Consider the following 16,745-nt stretch of genomic DNA (forward strand, 5'->3'; position numbering starts at 1 on the left):
ATCAAACGAGACCGGCACAGCCTGATCCAGGCAACGAAAGGACGCCGCTTTCTCAGGAGCTTTATCGATGAGAGCGTGGACACCCTGGTAAAGGAAACAAGCCCAGACATTGCGGCAGAGGGTGTTTCTCACGTCGCTCGACCGTCGGAGCCGGTTGAGGCAGACTGCTCGCCCGCACCTTCGGCGATTGCGGCGAGCCGCACTTCGTTCTGTGACCCTATGACACTCCGCTCACGTTTGATGCCACAGATACGAATCAAAAAGCGCGATTTCGGCGTCCGAGGAATGGCGCCAGTCTTCATTAGCTCGATGACATCGCGGGCGCTGGATTCTTTCAATGGCTGCCGTCGGACTGGCCCGGCAGCTGAGCCTAGCCATCGCCGCCCCCAGCGTTCAATAATGCTGTGGTGTGGTTGGACGCTCGCACACCGTGACACCGCTTCTTGAGATGGCGAATCCAGCGTGCTCACCAGAGCAGGTAGTGTTTCGATCGGTCGCCAATGCTGTACCATCAGTTAGCGATTCACTCCGTAAGCTTGGATGCGAATCGTCACCAGAGGACCAAGGCACGGCAATGACAAGCGTTATTGACCCTTTGCACATTTCGCGCTTCCTTCGAGCGTTGATGATGTCGCTGTCCAGAAAGGCATCCAGCTTTCGATGGGATTCGATTTACATGAGTATGTCTCGATTACACGGACTCTTGCAGCAAAGAAGCCGACATCTCCACCCGGCGCGTGCCGCTGTGCGTGACTGGAGCGGCCTCGCTCTTTCGTATTCATCCGATGGAACGCATCCCCAGCGACTATCGTGAGGCCTATCCTGGACCGAGCGCAGCAGCTTTAAAGAAGCAGCTCTCGCGTTTCTTTGCGGAAACGCCATCATCCTGCCGCATAGCGCTGGCGCTTCGATCTCGACACCAATGGCTCACTCCGACATCCAAATTCATCATCGATGTGTTCGCAGGCTTTCTCGACAGCCATCAAGAGATGCTGGACGCCATAGAGGCGAGCAGGTGACTGGGCAACCGTTGCGCAAAACGTTGCTGCCGTTGCAGCGCTTTTGAGCTAGGCAAGGTCGCAATCATAGATTCGCAGTAGATTCGCGTTGCTGTGCCAAGGATGGGGCAAACAGCGACGGAGTCTCCGATGGCGGTCCAGCAACTTGCTCCCCTATTGAGCAATGATGAGCATGCCGAACTGAGGTCGCTTATGATGCGGCAGAAAGGCGCAGGCTCTGAGAACCCGGACCGTGCTGACCTGTGCGGAGGATGGTCAGAACATTGAAGTGGCGCTTGCGAAGAGAAGGCGTGTCTGGAAGGCGGAAAAACACACGCCATCTTTCATGGAAGTGGAAGCCCCGCAATTCCGATTTCCTTAGTGCATCCGCGGCAACGCCGTTCGTCAGCTAATCGTCAGCCAGGCGGTCTATCTAAATTCGCTTCGCATTCTCCCTGGATCGGAGGTGGAATATGACGGGCATTGGCGGACCTGGTAAAGCGCACGTTGAGGCTACTGGAGCTGATAGCACGTGGAGATCGAGCAGTTCGCGCTCGGAATCAAGTCTCGCCCATGCTGAGGGCAGCCAATTGTTCAATTCCGTCGTGGAGCGGATGCGCTCTGGGGCTCAAGATGGAGCGGGGCCGGTCGCAAGCCAGCTGCAAACTTCGGATGTGGCGGGCCCCATTCCTTGGACCGGCGACGAGATCAAGGCAGCGAAGCGCCAAATGGACAGGCTGCTGGCAGAACTTGTTACTTGCCGCAATGCGGCCGTGCAGCCGGCGCCGAACGCGTTGGTGGCACAAGAACTGATTGACCAGCTCATCAAGGCAGGCTCAAACGTTCTGGAGTACTACGCGAGGCTACCCCAGCATGAGGCGCCTAGCATTCTCTCCGACGATCAGGCTCGCCGTCTCCGAGACGAGGTGCTCCATGCGGGGAACCAATGCAACCTACTAGCGACCCCGACCATCTACGCCCTGGAGCAGAGCAGGAAGAGTGCGGCCACTGTGCTCGATCGGATGGTCCAATCGAGCGCTCCCTTCGACCAGCTGAGTCGAGCGATCTCCAGCGTAGCAAACCGTTATACGGCCTGTATGGAGTGGTGGGGAAAGAAGGCATTGCGCTTGGAAAGAATGCAGTCCGTCTGCACCGCCACTTACAATTTACCAAGTACCACGGCTGAGATGCGGCAAGCCGAAGAGGCCGACCTGCGGCTGCACACCGGCTGGGCACTGAATATGAAGTGCCTGCATTTGCAATCGCAGATCGCGCTCTTGCGAATCATGATTGAGCCACAGATGAGCACATTCGAGCCAGCCACGAGGGAAGCCCTCATGGATGAGAACGGGCGGGTGCGTCTGCTAGGAACGTTCATCGATGACGTTTTCCCGGCATTCAACTCTACGAGCGATGCTGTTCTAAACAGCAACGGACGTGCACTCGACGCAGCGCACTGCGCCGTTTTGAAAGGAGTTATGGAGCGCCTTTCGGAACTTGGGCTGGCGTGGCACAACATCGTTGCAAACCTAAGCGATACTGGGACAGCCAACCTCCCATTGGAACTGTCAGGCCAGATAGTGGAAGGTGCGTGGGTTACTGCGCAGGAGGTCATGCGCTTCCTGTCACTGCAGCCGAAAGCGTCAGCGGTCATTGTGCCGCCGACCGACCCTCGGGCTGCGATGCCCGCCAGCACTATCGGCGAGGCTGTAGCCGCCGAAGGCGCTAGACCGCGGAGAAAGGGGAAAGGCAAGAGCACGCGGTCCGCTGGCGCTGGGAGCTCGGCGCCTGGGCAGACCCAGGCGCATGTCGCTATGGACGCCAACGCCGCGGCGCCAGCAGCCAAAGTTGTCGTGCTCTCGGAATTCGGTACGAAGAGGCTCGTGACCGCGGAGGAGGCGCATGCGAGGGCGTCATCGTCGGAGACGGCGCACTTGGCGATCTGGCAGGCCCCGCCGTCGATGGAAGCACTGACGGGGCTCCTCAAGCGGTTGGACGAACTTTTGCAATTCGATCTGCCTGGTCAGCAAAGGGCCGCCTCGCAAGCCCGCCACATGAAGCCCGAGGACGCCGAACATGTCGTGGATACTGCGATCGGGCGCCTGAAGACCCAGGTAGCCGAGATGCAGGCCTGTGTAGCTGCGTTGGAGGAGCCTCGTCGACGTGTCCTACTCACGCCTGCACAAGTGCGCGAAGTGCACGACAAAATCGTCCGGCTCAAGATGCTGCGGTCCGAGGCGCAGGGGCTGGGGACGGCTTTGAACGAGCGAAGGGACACGATGGCGGTCGATTGCATGAAGACGTATGCCTATCCGTCGCAGAACTACCTTGAACAGTTGCGCGCGGCCGAGGAGTTGACGCCTGCCGGTTTACCGCGCGCGTTAAAGGGTGAGCCAGGGGTGCTGTTCGAGGTCAAGCTGCAACCCAAGGCGCTGCGCAATGGTGCAATGCCGAGCCCGATGTGGGTGCACATCCATACGAAGCGGCCGATACACGTGTGGCAGTTGACGACGCTGGATGACGCCGAATTCGCCGCTTGCCACGTCAAGTCAAATGCACAACGCGGCTACAATCGGCAGTGGCAGAACGCCCGGGCTGCGACAGGTCGCGAAGACGTCGTGGTTCACCGCGGCAAGCTCACGCCTGCATTCTGCAAGTCCTTGTTGAGCACAGTGCATAGCGACGTCCTACACTATCGGCTTGCCGAGGCGGACCAACTGTCGACGCAGGCCGCTCGACTTGAGCTCTAGGGGCACGCGATCGAGTATTGAAATGTGGTGACACCATTAGTCAGGCCGACGAAATCGGGAGCCAGTGGGCGTAGTCAGGGTCATACAGCAGTCGGTAGCCCGAAAGCTTCAGAGAGGAAGTACTTTCGCGGCTCGTAAATCATGGCCAGGTCTCGCGGGACAGCTCCAGAACCAGCTTCAGCGCGGGTGCGGATAGCCAAACGGCCAATAACGATTGCCGGAATCACCTGGCACGCGCGCGGCTTCGCTCGATCTGGCGGGACCCGGTCGGGACGAGGGAAATCGCCGTCGCCTGTGCCTTGCCGATATGACGAGGGGCCTCTCACGGCCCGCGTAGCCCGGGCCGGTGCTGATCGAGCAGGGTTATTCGCGGATCTTATGTAGCCCTCCGGCCTGCACCGAGAGACGTTGGGAAAGACGCTGGTTTGGCGTTCGATCAGGTGTATCGATGGTTAGAAAGCCGCTCGCCGCGCGCGACACGCAGGTGCAGATTCTGCTGTTCATCGCCCGCTCTTCAATACCGAAAAACACGTCACGATGATCGACCTCAGCCGACGCCGCCAGGATCGGCAGCACGCAAAGACCGCATTCTCCGCGCCGACAGCCAAAGATCATGTCGACGCCGGCATCTTCAAGCGCCTCCAGCATGGAGCGATTTACAGGTACGTCAATTTCCAGGCCCAATCGGGGAACCCTGATCTTGAACGGGGCGCCCGCGAGGCGACCGGCATTGCCGAACGTCTCGTAGCGGAGGTGCGCAGCGGGCCTGCCCGATTGGCTCCAAAGCTGTTTGGCCGCCTCCAACATGCCGAACGGGCCACACACATAGAGCTCACCGCGCGCGTCTAGTTGGGCTATCTCGCCGCCGATGTCGATCCGCTGTCCCTCTTCACTGACGAAGAGCTGAAGGCGTTCCCCGATGGAAGTGGCAAGCTCGTCCGCGAAGGCGAGGTCGCGACGGCTCCGTGCGGCATAGAGCAGGCGGAAGTTCGCTCCCGCTTGCTTCAGCGCCAGCGCCATCGTGTAGATCGGTGTGATGCCGATCCCGCCGGCCAGCAGCAGGTAGTCCGGCCGATCGTAGCTCAATTCGAAGCTATTTTTTGGCTTAAAAATCGTGAGCCGTTCGCCCGCCTTGAGGCGCCACATGCCGATAGACCCGCCCCGACTCGACGCGAGCCTCTTGACGGCGATGCGATAGAGTCCGTCCGCACAAGATCCTGCCAATGAATAGCTACGAAGCTGCGGTCGCCCGTCGGTCGGCACGAGGACGTCAATGTGACTGCCAGGCCCTACATTGACTAATGGGCTGTCCGGCTCAATCTCGAAGAGACGGACGTCAGGAGTGAGATCGCGCGTGGCGCGAAGGCATGCGCTAATCGGTTCGGTCGGCTTGGCCATGACTTCACTCACTCGGCCGCAACGTCAGCGATCACGGGAGCATGCTCGTTAGCCATCACCCGGTCGATCAGCCGCCGTGCCCAGAGCGCGCCTGCATCGATGTTGAGATCGTAAAAGGGAGAACGCGGGTTCTTGTCGATAGCAGCCTGCTGCGCCTCCAAGACTCGATGATCCTGATCGTAGACCCCTGCCCCGCCATTAACGTGGGCAAGCTGGAGCTCGCTCGTCAGCTGCGCGTCATCCTTGCGATAATTCCTGACAAAGTTCCAGAAGTAGTGGCAGGTCGTCTCCGTTTCGGGCGAGATCGCCGCTAAGAATGCGCCGCTGACCCCGTGCGAGCGGTCGCCTTGCGGCGCGCCTGTATTTGTCAGCGCCACGCCGACGTCGCCGACGACGATCGAAGGCGCCTGGAAAGTCACGATCTGCCAGCGATCAACACGGCCCGGGCGTGCAAGCTGGCGGCCCCAGAAAGGGGGCGGATCGATGTCGATCATCCAGCGCGTCATTGTCGCTGTGTTATCGGTGTGGGTCACATCGAAGGGCGCGGCCGTGATGGCCTCGTCGCCGATGTCCGGCATGCACATAGGTCTCGTGCGTGAGGTCCATCAGGTTGTCCACAACCAGGCGATAGTCGCATTTCAGCTGATAGAACGTGCCGCCGTCGCCGATCCATTCTGTGCCATCGTTCCAATGAAAATCTGGAATTTTGGCGGGGTCCGCCAGCGCTGGATCGCCAGGCCACAGCCAGACCAGACGATGCCGCTCAGCCACCGGATAGGTACGCACGCAGGCTGACGGATTGATCGTTTTCTGCGCGGGCATGTAGGAGCAGCGGCCGGCCGAATTGAACACCAGCCCGTGATAGCCACACATGACGTCGTCGCCCTTGAGATGTCCGAGCGACAGCGGCAGCAGCCGGTGCCAACAGGCATCCTCCAAAGCCGCGACAAGGCCATCAGTGCGGCGGTAAAGCACGACGTCCTTGCCGCAAATTGTGCGGGCGGACAGCTCGGGGGCGATCTCATGTGACCATGCAGCCGCGTACCAGGCATTGAGCGGAAAGGTTTTGGGTGCGTTCATGGGCTTCTCCATGGTTGAGGCGATGGCCGCGGGCCTGCCGCTTTAACTCCCATTTTCGAGCAGATTGCGTTGGCAATAGAGATCGGACAATCGGACAGAGTTGATAACCGTTATCTACTCTTTCGATAGGGTGGTGTGATTTCGCGACGAGGGACTTCAGGCGATGGCAAAGGATTGGGATCCACTTGCGATTGATTTTGCTGCGATCCGCACTTTGCGCCTGGTCTCGGAACTGGGCTCGTTTTCGAAGGCCGCTGAAGTGCTCGGTACGAACCAATCGACGATTAGTTATACGATGGACCGGCTGCGCGCGGCGTTTCACGACAAGCTGTTCGTGCGCCAGCATGGCGGGATCGCACCAACGCCTCGATGTGTCGAGATCGTTGAGTGTGCCAGCCGCCTGCTCGAAGGCTTCGAGGGTCTAATGCGGCCGACGGATTTCGATCCCGCAAGCGCGTCCGGGCAAATCACGATCGCCTGCAACTATTACGAACGCTCAATCATTCTGCCGCGTACCATCGCAGAAATCAGACGCCGGGCGCCGCGCCTGCTGCTGGACATCAAGACGGCGCGCGCGAAAGGGATGGCGTATCTCAAACGCGGCGAAGCCGATCTTCTCATTGGCCCCTATGAGGTGCAGGAGGAAAATTTCTATCATCGCCATCTGCTGGATGACCATTATGTGTGCGTTATGCACAAGGGCCATCTGCTCGCCGGCCGGAAGTTGCGCGTCGACGACTATGTCAAAACGAACCACGCCGCCGTAACCTATGGAGGAACCTGGCGCTCAGGCTACCTCCGAAGGCTCGATGAACGCGGCCTGTCGCTCAACCAGGTGGTCACGGTGCCGAGCATCTCCGATCTAACCCACATTCTCCCCGGCTCGGATCTGGTCTCGACCGTGCCAAGCCGCATCGGTTCGAACATCGCCAAATCCGTCGTGGCAACGCCGTGTCCTTTCCCCGAACCGTTTCAAATCGGCATGACCTGGACGTCCCGGACGCATCATTCCGCTGCCCATCAGTGGCTGCGGCAACTTATGGCCCGAATTGCCGGCACTCTGCCGTACAAAACCGCACCCACCGCGCCTTCGCGGCGCAGCCGGGGCAACGTCAATGCCCGAGTTTGAATTTCCGGACCGTCGGCAGGCATTTTCTCTTCTCCGGCTGGATTTCGCACGGACCTTCCCGTTTTCTTTTAGCTCCGCCGGCTTCGACGATCGGCACGACGGTGCCATTTCTGGCGGCCGTCCTATAAAAGGAGGCGGAGGCATGAAACTCATCGGGTCGATCCTCCGGTGGTTTGCATCGACGCGCGACATCCGCACGCGGCTTTGTCTGCAGGCGTGAACAAAAGCGATCAGATTGGCGCGAGGGCTCGCCGAGCTGGTCCGTGACGGCCCGTATTGTGAGGTCAAGGTCAAGAGCGAGGAAAATGAGAGTATCCGAGCTATGCTGTCGCGAGATTCGGCTCGTGACCATTCGTCGATCTATCGAGAACCAAGTCCGAACGCTTGATCAAATGGCTTGCTGTTTCCAGGCAAGATAGGACCACAGTTTCGCAATCTGTTACGCGAGCTTTGGGTGAGGATCATCAGCTTCTCAGTGTGATCGAGCCTATTTTGCTAATCCATGAGCAGATCTGCAAGCAACAACGCAGGTTCGACAACGAAGTCCGCCAGTTGGCGAAGTCGGATGAGACGACACATCGCTTGACGACCGCCTCTGGTGTCTCGTGGTGATCATTTTGACGTTCTGCCGTAAGATCGATGACGCATGGCGCTTCAGATCGGCATCAAGCGTCGGCGCCGTCTCGTCTAAAATTCTCCAAGAAAATCGTGCTCGAACAACAACGACATCCGAATCTAAGCGCGCTTTAGACTCCCCAACTGAGGACACCGGTGAGGCAGAAGCACTATAGCCAAGCCAATGCGAACGGGGAATAATATCCCGCGTGACAAAATCAGGGTGGCGGGAGTGCTCGATGCAAACGCTGAGGACTCAACGCCATCGCGCATCGCCTCTTAGAGTGGGTCCAGAAAAGAAGGGTTTTCCGGAAAGATCATGCGCAAACAATCTAAAAGGCGATGGCGAGCCCTCATTCAAGCTTTTTGGCAGTCCCTCACAAAGGAATGGCTGCTTCATAGCTCAACGCCGTGGTCCCTGAGCACTTGGCGCATCAGCTCGCCTTTAATCTCGCAGGCGATCTCGTCGCGGATCTTTGCTCCGAACTGCAACTCGGCATCGCTGTTTCCGGTCAGGTCATGATCGGCGAGCCGTTGCTTAAGGCGACTCTGGAAATCCTCGTCCATCGCCTCGATCAGCCGGTCCTGCATTTGTGCATGGGCTTCGGGGGCGATCCGCCTCACGACCGTCTCCCAAGGTTGCCAGCGGGTTGCTAGATAGTCGGCGAAATCCGCCGCCTCCTCATTCCGCACCTGCTTCTCGGCCGTGTTGAGGTCGTGCTCGGTGACGTAGGAGACATCAAAGAACCGCATCTTCGGAGCCATCACCCGCAGATCCAGGCGCTCGCGTAGCTTGACCTGATAGGCGAGATAGACTTCGACCTCATCGACGAATTGGAGCGAGCCGGCTTTCTGACGAGCAATCCGCTCGAGTGCGCCCAGCCGGAACATGACCCGCGCCTGGGGGACGAGCTCGCCGAGACGATGGTCATAGGCCCCCGCCTCGACATCAGCGTTTAGGCGTGCGATTTGCATGCCGTTCCAGGTCAGGGTGATGCGATCTTCGCAGGTCTCGCTCGCCCCAAACGCCAGCTGGAAATACTGCTGGCGCAACCTCGGCCTGATCGCGGCTTGCCGCAAATCATCCAATACTGTGTTTCGGAATTCCAGATGCCTATAACTCACAGTCTCTCGCAGCCTGTTGAGGAAACGCATATATTCCCGCGCCCCCGGCTCATTAGCGAATTTCTGCAAGGCGGCGATCGCCTCGGGCTCGCCCTCCATCCTGTTCGCTGCTACCTCCGTCAGGGGTCGTGCTGGAGTGCTCGCGATTCCCTCATTCATCGAGAAGAAGACCCGGGGACCGCTGTAGCCCGGGGCATTCAGGGCTGCCGCCAGATTTGTCCGCACCCCCTCGGATAGCGGGTTACCCGCCAGTTCAATCCTACACGCAGAGCCTAGCTGGGTTAGCAGCGTCTCCGGCAGGCTTGTCAGCCCGTTGCCTTCGACCCGGAGTTGCCGGAGCCCTGCCGGAAGGGCATCAGGCAGACGGGTCAGATGGTTGTTGGCGACGTAGAGCCGAAGCAGCCCAGCCGGGAGCGTATTGGGCAGATGGGTCAGCAGATTGACACTGGCGTAGAGCCGCAGGAGCCTAGGCGGGAGTGTATCAGGCAGGGCCGTTAGTAGATTGCCGTTGACGCTGAGCTGCTGCAGTCCAGCCGGGAGCGTTTCGGGAAGGTTGGTCAGCCGATTCTCGTTGGCGTTCAGATCCCAGAGCGCAGGCGGAAGAGTCGCGGGCAAATGGGTCAACTGGTTGCCGCTGGCGTCCAGCTGCTGGACCTGCACCGGAAGGGCGGGCAAGGTTGTTAGGGACAGCGACGACAGATTCAGCGGCAGCGGCGTAGAGGCATTGGCGTTATGTCGCCAAGCTCGCACTCGCCTTACCGCCTCTTGCCGGTTCTCGTTCAGCCCCTGATTCACATCGCCAGCCCAAGCGTCCAGGATTTGATCCTGCGACTCCTGCGAACGAGCGGACTCCCGCGCTCCAGTCAAGGCTTGGACCCACTCAGCCGCCGCCTGAGTGAGACCGCACAGGCAACCTTGCCGGTGGCTTTGTTCTGAAGGAGTACCAGCGCTCGACTCGGCCCGCCCTGTGTTCATCAATGCTCGTTCTCCTTCGGTCAAATCAGCGTGTCAGTTTCGGTAGACAGTCTCTCCTGTTCTGAGGGGTTTAGCTTTCGACGAGCTGACGGGTCTCGCTAGTGATACGGCGATGGAAACCATATTGGTCTTTCGAAGCTGCGGCGTCATGCCCAACTAAAGCCAAGCCACCGTCAAAGGAAGGTTCGAACCGCCAGTTTAGTTGGCAGCGCATGCCCGCAGCCGACGTTCGGCGAATTTGGTGCGCTTCGATGGCAAGGTGGCGTATAGCTTCCCTGCTCGTCAGGATCGGGCAAGAAGTCTCAACGTCACGCTTTGCTCGTGCCCTGCGCGGGGCCTGAGCTCGGCATTGATTGGTCGAACAGCTTGTTTCAGCGTGCTATGGCAAACCTAAAGTGTTATACAAAGTCGGCCCGATCATCGCCAACTGATCCATTCAATGCCGGCCTACCTTTCAGGCTTGATGATCTTACGCGGTGACACGATGCCATTGTAGTTTGCGATCGGCATCGATGCGAAGGAGTTCGCTGGGGTGCATCTTGCGGCCGCTTGTTGGCGTCGCAGCGCGATATCAACTGCGAGTAGCCTGGGATCGGCGCCGGCCAACTCGACGATGCCCGCGGAACTTCAGGTGAAGGGGCACCTCAGTTCGACTTTATTCGTCGAAGATCGGTCCGCTGCGGTTGCTGAGATTTTTGCCGTCGAATGCGACGCTCGGCCGGACTGCCCATCCTCAAAACGATAGCATTTTTCGACTTCCGAATCGACACCCTGAGGTGCTCGTCACGATGTACAAGGCAGATACACCTCTTGAGTCATGAGCCAGTCGATCGGTCCGCGTCTTTCGCCAATATGGATAGCTTAATTGGCAAGGGGCAATTTGTGCAGCAAAAGTATCGGTCGCTGCGAGAGCGATGGATTGCAGTTGCTCTGCTGCTGCGCATGGTCCGTTGCAATCCCTCGAGAAGATCGATCGCGCCCCTGCACTTAGATCCTGTCGCCGAGTCTTTAACAAACGTTCCATTTGCGCGCCGACATATCGAAAACCACCATGGCGTAGCGAGGGCTGAGTGGGAAGAGATTGACGTCCCTCGCAATAGGATGGCCGCTTCACAGCTCAACGCCGTGGTCCCTGAGCACCTCGCGCATCAGCTCGCCTTTAATCTCGCAAGCGATCTCGTCGCGGATCTTTGCTCCGAACTGCAACTCGGCATCGCTGTTTCCGGTCAGGTCGTGATCGGCGAGCCGTTGCTCGAGCCGACTCCGGAAATCCTCGTCCATCGCCGCGATCAGCCGGTCCTGCATCTGTGCGTGGGCTTCGGGGGCGATCCGGCTCACCACCGTCTCCCATGGTTGCCAGCGAGTTGCCAGATAATCGGCGAATCCTGCCGCCTCCTCATTCCGAACCTGGGTCTCGGCCGCGGTGAGGTCGTGCTCAGTGACGTAGGAGACATCAAAGAACCGCATGTCCGGAGCAATGAGCTGCAGGTCCAGCCGCTCGCGTAGCTTGACCTGATACGCAAGATAAACCTCTATCTCGTCGACGAATTGGAGTGAACCGACCTTCTGACGAGCGATGGGCTCGAGCGCGCCCAGGCGGAACAGGACCCGCGCCTGGTCGACGAGCTCGCCGAGACGGTTGTCATAGGCCCCCTCCTCGACATCAGCGTTCATGCGTGCGATTTGCATGCCGTTCCAGGTCAGCGTGATGCGATCTTCGCAGGTCTCGCTCGCCCCAAACGCCAGCTGGAAATATTGCTGACGCAACCCCGGCCTGGACGCTGCTTGCCGCAGATCATCGGCCACTGCTTTTCCAAATTCCGGATTGCCGCTATTCACGGTGCTACGCAGCCTGTCGAGGAAAAGCGCATATTCCGATGCGCCCGCTTCGCCGGCGAAGTTCCGCCATGCAGCGATCATGTCCGGCTCGCCCTCCATCCAGTCCGCTACCGCCTCGCTCAGGGGTCGCGCTGAATCGCCCGCCGTTCCCTCACTCATCGAGAAGAACACTCGCGGACCGCTATAGCCGAGGGCATTCAGGGCTGCTGCCAAATTCGTCCGCACCCGCGCGGACAGCGGGTTATCCTCTACATACACGATGCACTCAGAACCCAGCTGGGTTAGCAGCGTCTCCGGCAGGCTAGTCAGCCGGTTGCCTCGTACCTCGAGCACCTGGAGCTCGGCCGGAAGGTTCTCAGGCAAGCTCGTCAGCCGGTTGCCTCCGACGTGGAGTCTCTGAAGCTCAGGCGGGAGGCTGTCGGGCAGGCTGGTCAGGTCGTTGTCGCGGGCGAAGAGCAACGGGAGATCGCCGGGAAGGGCGTTGGGCAGGCTGGTCAGCCGGTTGCCGTCGGCTTCGAGCTCCTGAAGGTCGGGCGGCAGACTCTCGGGTAGGCTAGTCAGCTGGTTGCCGCCAACGGCAAGTGTCTGAAGTCCGGTCGGGAGTGTGTTGGGCAGGCTGGTCAGCAGGTTGCCGCGGACATCAAGGTTCTGGAGCCCCGCCGGCAGTGTGTCCGGCAGGCTGGTCAGCCGGCAGCTGCAGACACCGAGCGTCCAGAGATTCTCCGGAAGAGTTTCGGGCAGTCTGCTCAGCAGATTGCCGCCGATTTCCAGTGACTGGAGTCCGATCGGAAGCATATCAGGCAGGCTGGTCAAGCGGTTGTCGCTGGCGCCGAGCGCCCGGAGTCCGGCCGGGAGCGTGTCGGGCAGGTGCACCAAGTCGTTGTCGCTCACATCGAGCGACTGGAGGCCGGGCGGAAATGCGGCGGGCAATGTCGTCAGGCCCAGGCGTGGCAGCTCCAGCCGTGCATAGACGTCTCCGGCTTCTACCCAGGCTCTTATTCGTCTTGCGGCCTCGTGCCGGTTCTCGTTTTCCGCCTGCCCCGGTTCGCCAGCCCAACTGTCCAGGATCTGCTCAAGCCGCGCTTCCCTGAGGACGGGGACTTCAAGGTTTGTCAGATTGCTGGCAGAGCTAGATGTGGAAGCGCCCGTGCCGTGCAAGCCGTCGGTCCACTGCGCCGGGGCCGGCGCGAGGGGGAACCGGCCGCCTCCTGTTGAAGTATTGCCATCGTCCGGCCGGGGCTGTCGGCTAAGGGTCGATGCCTTGAGGCTGCGCCCCCAAGCAATTGCGGGTGTCGTTGGCCACTCCGACACCACATCATCGGCCTCAGCCCACGAATACTCCTCCTGATCGACACTATCCGTCGGCCAATCGGCAGCTGCATCCATGCCCTGCCGGCAATCTGTCAGGCTGCAACTGCCCCGCAAATGGCGACCGAGATCCGCGGCCGCAAAACGCACATTCTGATCACCCCCTTGCTCAGAGGGTGGATCAGACCGCGACCGCGAGGTGCTTTGTCCGACGCGATCCTCGTGCGGCATGCTCAACTGCTCTGCATCTCTGTTCGACACAACATAGGGCTGGCCGGGGCTATATGAATCGGAGGGTTGGCGTTCGTGCGGATGCAACTCGTTCAGGTGCTGCTGAAAACCCGCGTGATCCGCCCGCTGCGTTTGCAGTCCGTCGTCATGCGTCCGCTCTATGTCCGAGGCCTCGAATGGATTGAGGTTTTTAAACGGATCCATCCCATTCTCCTGGCAGATCGAAAGCCCTGGATAAACACGTTCACGCTAAGAGATTTAGCTTTCGAGAAGCTGACGCGGAATGAGAATAATCGGATCTGTCCTCTAAGATCTCCCGAGATCGTCACCGCCTAACTGCCCCTAGCTGCAGTTCGACTTGCCGAGGCGGACCATACGGCGGTGAGGCTGATTTCTGAGCCTCTCTTCAGAACCTTCGCGCTTCTGGGCGCCGGCAAAAGTCATGCTGGGAAATATCGCAATGTCGTTTTCTTGCCCCGTTCACGGAACGTAACGCCCGCAATGCCCGCCTCTGCATGCCCATATCTTCCGACGAGGCCTCAAAAGCGAACTTCTCCAGCTCGACTTTGTTGCACATCGACCAATAGCTCCGATGCAAGAGCCATGACCCAAGCGCATTCTTTTGCGGGGGGTAAGCATCCAGAGTCTCGCACATTGAGCCTGTCGTAGCCGAGATGCCTCATACTGCGCTGCTCGACCGGCAGACGGATCACTGCGACATCGTCGAGACCGGAAAATCACAGCTGAGGATTCAAAGCCGCGACGATCACGCAAACTGCGCTCGCCTTTTGTCCGCAAACCTGGCCAGTTGCGACGAGTCGAGCGCTAGCGCCTATCCAAGCCGCGCTAAATGGTCAATTCGCCCACCTATGAGGATTAAATTTGCACGCCAACTGACAAGCAGCTTATGCGAATCTGTCAAATATCATGTTTTTCGGAGATTTGACGTGAGGTTATACCGCGCTTAAGCAACGGGCATGTTTCCGAGCGGAGGCGAGCATTGCGTTTGCTAGACGATAAAATGTGCCGTGGTCGCGAACACAACGGGCGAGGCGAGCGCCGCTTGAACTCATATTTCCGGCGACTGCTCGCGGATTACGCGGAGTATCATCGCGCCCCCTGGAATTGCGCGATGCACGTCTTGGGCATCCTGTCCTTGTTCCTGGCCAGTAATCTTCCGCTCGGTCTATGGTTCATAACGGTATTGGGAGTTCAAATCAGCATGGCGACCATGGCGCTCACGCCAGCGCTGATTTTTTGGCTGGCGCTCGATTTCGAACTTGGCGCCGTGATCGTAGGCGTCGCGATCGCATTGCTTGCAGTCGCGACGATGATCCTCAATCATCTGACGACTGTCGGGATGTGGTCGCTTACTGCAGTCCTGATTCTGATCGGCGTCTCATCGTTGATCATTGGACATTTGATATTTGAGCGCCGCAGACCGGCAGCGGTCGACCATCCCATCCATCTGTTGGTCGGACCGATGTTTGTCACGGCCAAGTTGGTTGTCGCGCTCGGCTTTCGGCCCGATCTCCGCATCATCATCGGCAAGCCCCGTCAAGCATCTCCCCGGTGACGGGCTTTGTCACGTCGCTCCGCGAGCCGTCGACCGTCCCGGCCGATTCACTGACTGACGCGAAAGTCTATATAGTCGGTTCGCCTCCATTTGCCGGCTACGCTTAAGGCGGCGAAGTCTCTAACAACGTGAAAGATCTTATCTTGTCGGAAAGGCGATAAGCTGGATAGCGGCGGCCGCGAGTATAACGACAAGCACGTAGCGCGTTGTCTTCTCCGATAGCCAACGAAGACCAACGGTAGTTCCGATCATTGCTCCGACAAGAGCACCTAGCGCATATTGCCAGGTCTGCGGTGAAGGCAATTGTCCGACATAAACTGCGCCGACGAGTCCAATTGCGGAATTCACCCAAATAAAGGGAGCGGATAACGCTGCGGCCTGTTTGGGCGACGCCCACCGCAACGCGATTAGGATGGGGGCGAGAAAAACGCCACCGCCGACACCTGTAACGCCTGAAACGAAGCCGATGCCAGCCCCTGTTGCCATCGTTCCCAAAAGTGGCGCGTCGCAATCTGAAACGTCTTTCTTGGCTCGACCGAGCAACAAGACGGCAGCCGCGATTAGCAGGACGACACCGGTAATAGCATTATAAACCCGCGGCGATAGGACCGTGAAACCTCCAATTAAGGCGGTTGGCACCGAAGCGATTACAAGAGGTTTCAGTTTTTTCCAATCAACATAGGCGCCGCGATTGAAGAGCCACGTTGAATACGTCGCAGCAACGATGTTGAGCAACAATGCCGTCGGCCGCATCTGAGTTGATGGAAATGATGAGAACCCCATTAGCGCCAGAAAGGCTGTACCTCCCGCCTGGCCGACTGTTGCGTAAAGAAGCGAAACGGTAGCAAAGAAGATTGTGAGCATTGTAATCGCGCTTCAAAGTGTCCGGATTAGGCGGATGCGGGATGCTGCCACATACTGATGCATTCGCCGGTGTGTCGGAGGGCTTGTCTCAAGGAAGGTGCAAGGCCAACTTAGCGCCGAAAAGCAATCGAAATGATCCGAGTTGCTTTGCGCCCTACCTCTAACGCGCCCGGAGCCGGGTCGAGCGTTGCTTCAATCCGATAAAGCAAGGTCGCTTCGTCGCCACGCGCTACGATAAACTTGCTGCCGATTACTTTGCCTTCGTTCAGCTTGCGTCTATCGGGCTCTGACTGCCGCCACATCAATCCGGTCCACGCCCTGGTTTCGAGAAACGTCAGAACATCATGCTGTCAGCGTGTCGGCATTGCACCCCATCAGAAATGATAGGTTCCAGCATCTCAGGCTTCTAAGGCTATCCTCCTCCTGGGGTATTTATGCGAGTGCCTAATAGTTCGCGCAGATTGCACGAAAGGCAACCAAAACGGAGGCATGATGCCGTCTTCGCGGCCTCTGCCTATGGGCACAACAGCCACATGCCTATCCATCTTGGCACCCCCAACCGCCCGGCGGCGCATCATGTCCCCTGCACAGTCTTGTTAAAAAAGGATCTACCGATGTCCTTCTCGCCAAACCTACTTCCCGCCGCATAGCCGAGAGGGGCTCCTCGACATTATCTCCCGCAAGACCCCGCTTACAGCGGTCCTCGAAGCAGCCGGGTTCGGCGTGTGGGCTTCGGCTTCAAGAAAATCGTCTTCATCACGGAAAAAAGGTAGCAGCATCGGTGCGGCTTTCCTCTGGGCACAAGTCTCCTAGTCTCATTTTTAGCCCCCCGGGGGGGCGAATAAAGTGAATAAAGC

9 protein-coding genes and 2 pseudogenes are annotated in these 16,745 nt (G+C 59.0%); 6 read left to right on the forward strand and 5 right to left on the reverse strand.

The window, feature by feature from the left end; translation table 11 throughout:
- Positions 1-785 precede the first annotated feature (785 nt).
- Both SE91_RS36550 and SE91_RS26520 read left to right on the forward strand, forming a co-directional pair.
- Positions 786-1,019, forward strand: a complete 234-nt coding sequence (locus tag SE91_RS36550) for a hypothetical protein (protein ID WP_156489797.1) — start codon at positions 786-788, stop codon at positions 1,017-1,019.
- Positions 1,020-1,471: 452 nt separating this feature from the next.
- Positions 1,472-3,748, forward strand: coding sequence for a T3SS effector XopP-like protein (locus tag SE91_RS26520; protein WP_061849730.1), 2,277 nt, complete (start codon positions 1,472-1,474; stop codon positions 3,746-3,748).
- A 363-nt stretch (positions 3,749-4,111) separates the two neighbouring features.
- Here SE91_RS26520 and SE91_RS26525 read toward each other — a convergent pair whose 3' ends face one another.
- Positions 4,112-5,146, reverse strand: coding sequence for a PDR/VanB family oxidoreductase (locus tag SE91_RS26525; RefSeq protein WP_063921321.1), 1,035 nt, complete (start codon positions 5,144-5,146; stop codon positions 4,112-4,114).
- Between the two features lie 8 nt (positions 5,147-5,154).
- A pseudogene (locus SE91_RS26530) lies at positions 5,155-6,226 on the reverse strand (aromatic ring-hydroxylating dioxygenase subunit alpha).
- Positions 6,227-6,389: 163 nt separating this feature from the next.
- Here SE91_RS26530 and SE91_RS26535 point away from each other — a divergent pair.
- Positions 6,390-7,355, forward strand: coding sequence for a LysR family transcriptional regulator (locus tag SE91_RS26535; RefSeq protein WP_061849731.1), 966 nt, complete (start codon positions 6,390-6,392; stop codon positions 7,353-7,355).
- Positions 7,342-7,575 carry a hypothetical protein gene (locus SE91_RS36555; RefSeq protein ID WP_156489798.1) on the forward strand — a complete coding sequence of 78 codons (234 nt, stop codon included), beginning with the start codon at positions 7,342-7,344 and terminating at the stop codon, positions 7,573-7,575. The genes SE91_RS26535 and SE91_RS36555 overlap by 14 nt, the downstream gene beginning before the upstream one ends.
- A 791-nt stretch (positions 7,576-8,366) precedes the next feature.
- On the opposite strand, the gene SE91_RS26540 is transcribed toward SE91_RS36555, so the two are convergent.
- On the reverse strand, positions 8,367-10,070 hold the full coding sequence (locus tag SE91_RS26540) for an NEL-type E3 ubiquitin ligase domain-containing protein (RefSeq protein ID WP_061849732.1): 1,704 nt from the start codon (positions 10,068-10,070) through the stop codon (positions 8,367-8,369).
- A 1,110-nt stretch (positions 10,071-11,180) separates the two neighbouring features.
- Complete coding sequence (locus tag SE91_RS26545) at positions 11,181-13,652, reverse strand: NEL-type E3 ubiquitin ligase domain-containing protein (protein ID WP_245318542.1); 2,472 nt, start codon at positions 13,650-13,652, stop codon at positions 11,181-11,183.
- An 859-nt stretch (positions 13,653-14,511) separates the two neighbouring features.
- On the opposite strand from SE91_RS26545, the gene SE91_RS26555 reads away from it, so the two are divergent.
- The gene (locus tag SE91_RS26555) at positions 14,512-15,024 is read left to right on the forward strand and encodes an Mpo1-like protein (protein WP_156489799.1); all 513 of its coding nucleotides are present in this window, start codon (positions 14,512-14,514) and stop codon (positions 15,022-15,024) included.
- A gap of 138 nt (positions 15,025-15,162) precedes the next feature.
- On the opposite strand, the gene SE91_RS26560 is transcribed toward SE91_RS26555, so the two are convergent.
- A complete protein-coding gene (locus SE91_RS26560) occupies positions 15,163-15,888 on the reverse strand; it encodes a sulfite exporter TauE/SafE family protein (protein ID WP_061849736.1) in 726 nt (241 codons plus the stop codon).
- 104 nt (positions 15,889-15,992) lie between these two features.
- Here SE91_RS26560 and SE91_RS35660 point away from each other — a divergent pair.
- Positions 15,993-16,178, forward strand: a pseudogene (locus tag SE91_RS35660) (IS5/IS1182 family transposase); the annotation flags it as partial.
- Positions 16,179-16,745: the final 567 nt, after the last annotated feature.

Origin of the sequence: Bradyrhizobium sp. DOA1 (assembly GCF_001593325.1) — a bacterium.
Classification (GTDB): Bacteria; Pseudomonadota; Alphaproteobacteria; order Rhizobiales; family Xanthobacteraceae; genus Bradyrhizobium.

Excerpts from the sequence above, each read along its gene's own strand:
- SE91_RS26540 (WP_061849732.1), bottom strand. The coding sequence starts at position 10,070 with ATGAACACAGGGCGGGCCGAGTCGAGCGCTGGTACTCCTTCAGAACAA.
- SE91_RS26535 (WP_061849731.1), top strand. The coding sequence starts at position 6,390 with ATGGCAAAGGATTGGGATCCACTTGCGATTGATTTTGCTGCGATCCGC.
- SE91_RS26520 (WP_061849730.1), top strand. The coding sequence starts at position 1,472 with ATGACGGGCATTGGCGGACCTGGTAAAGCGCACGTTGAGGCTACTGGA.
- SE91_RS26545 (WP_245318542.1), bottom strand. The coding sequence starts at position 13,652 with ATGGATCCGTTTAAAAACCTCAATCCATTCGAGGCCTCGGACATAGAG.
- SE91_RS26560 (WP_061849736.1), bottom strand. The coding sequence starts at position 15,888 with ATGCTCACAATCTTCTTTGCTACCGTTTCGCTTCTTTACGCAACAGTC.
- SE91_RS36550 (WP_156489797.1), top strand. The coding sequence starts at position 786 with ATGGAACGCATCCCCAGCGACTATCGTGAGGCCTATCCTGGACCGAGC.
- SE91_RS26525 (WP_063921321.1), bottom strand. The coding sequence starts at position 5,146 with ATGGCCAAGCCGACCGAACCGATTAGCGCATGCCTTCGCGCCACGCGC.
- SE91_RS36555 (WP_156489798.1), top strand. The coding sequence starts at position 7,342 with ATGCCCGAGTTTGAATTTCCGGACCGTCGGCAGGCATTTTCTCTTCTC.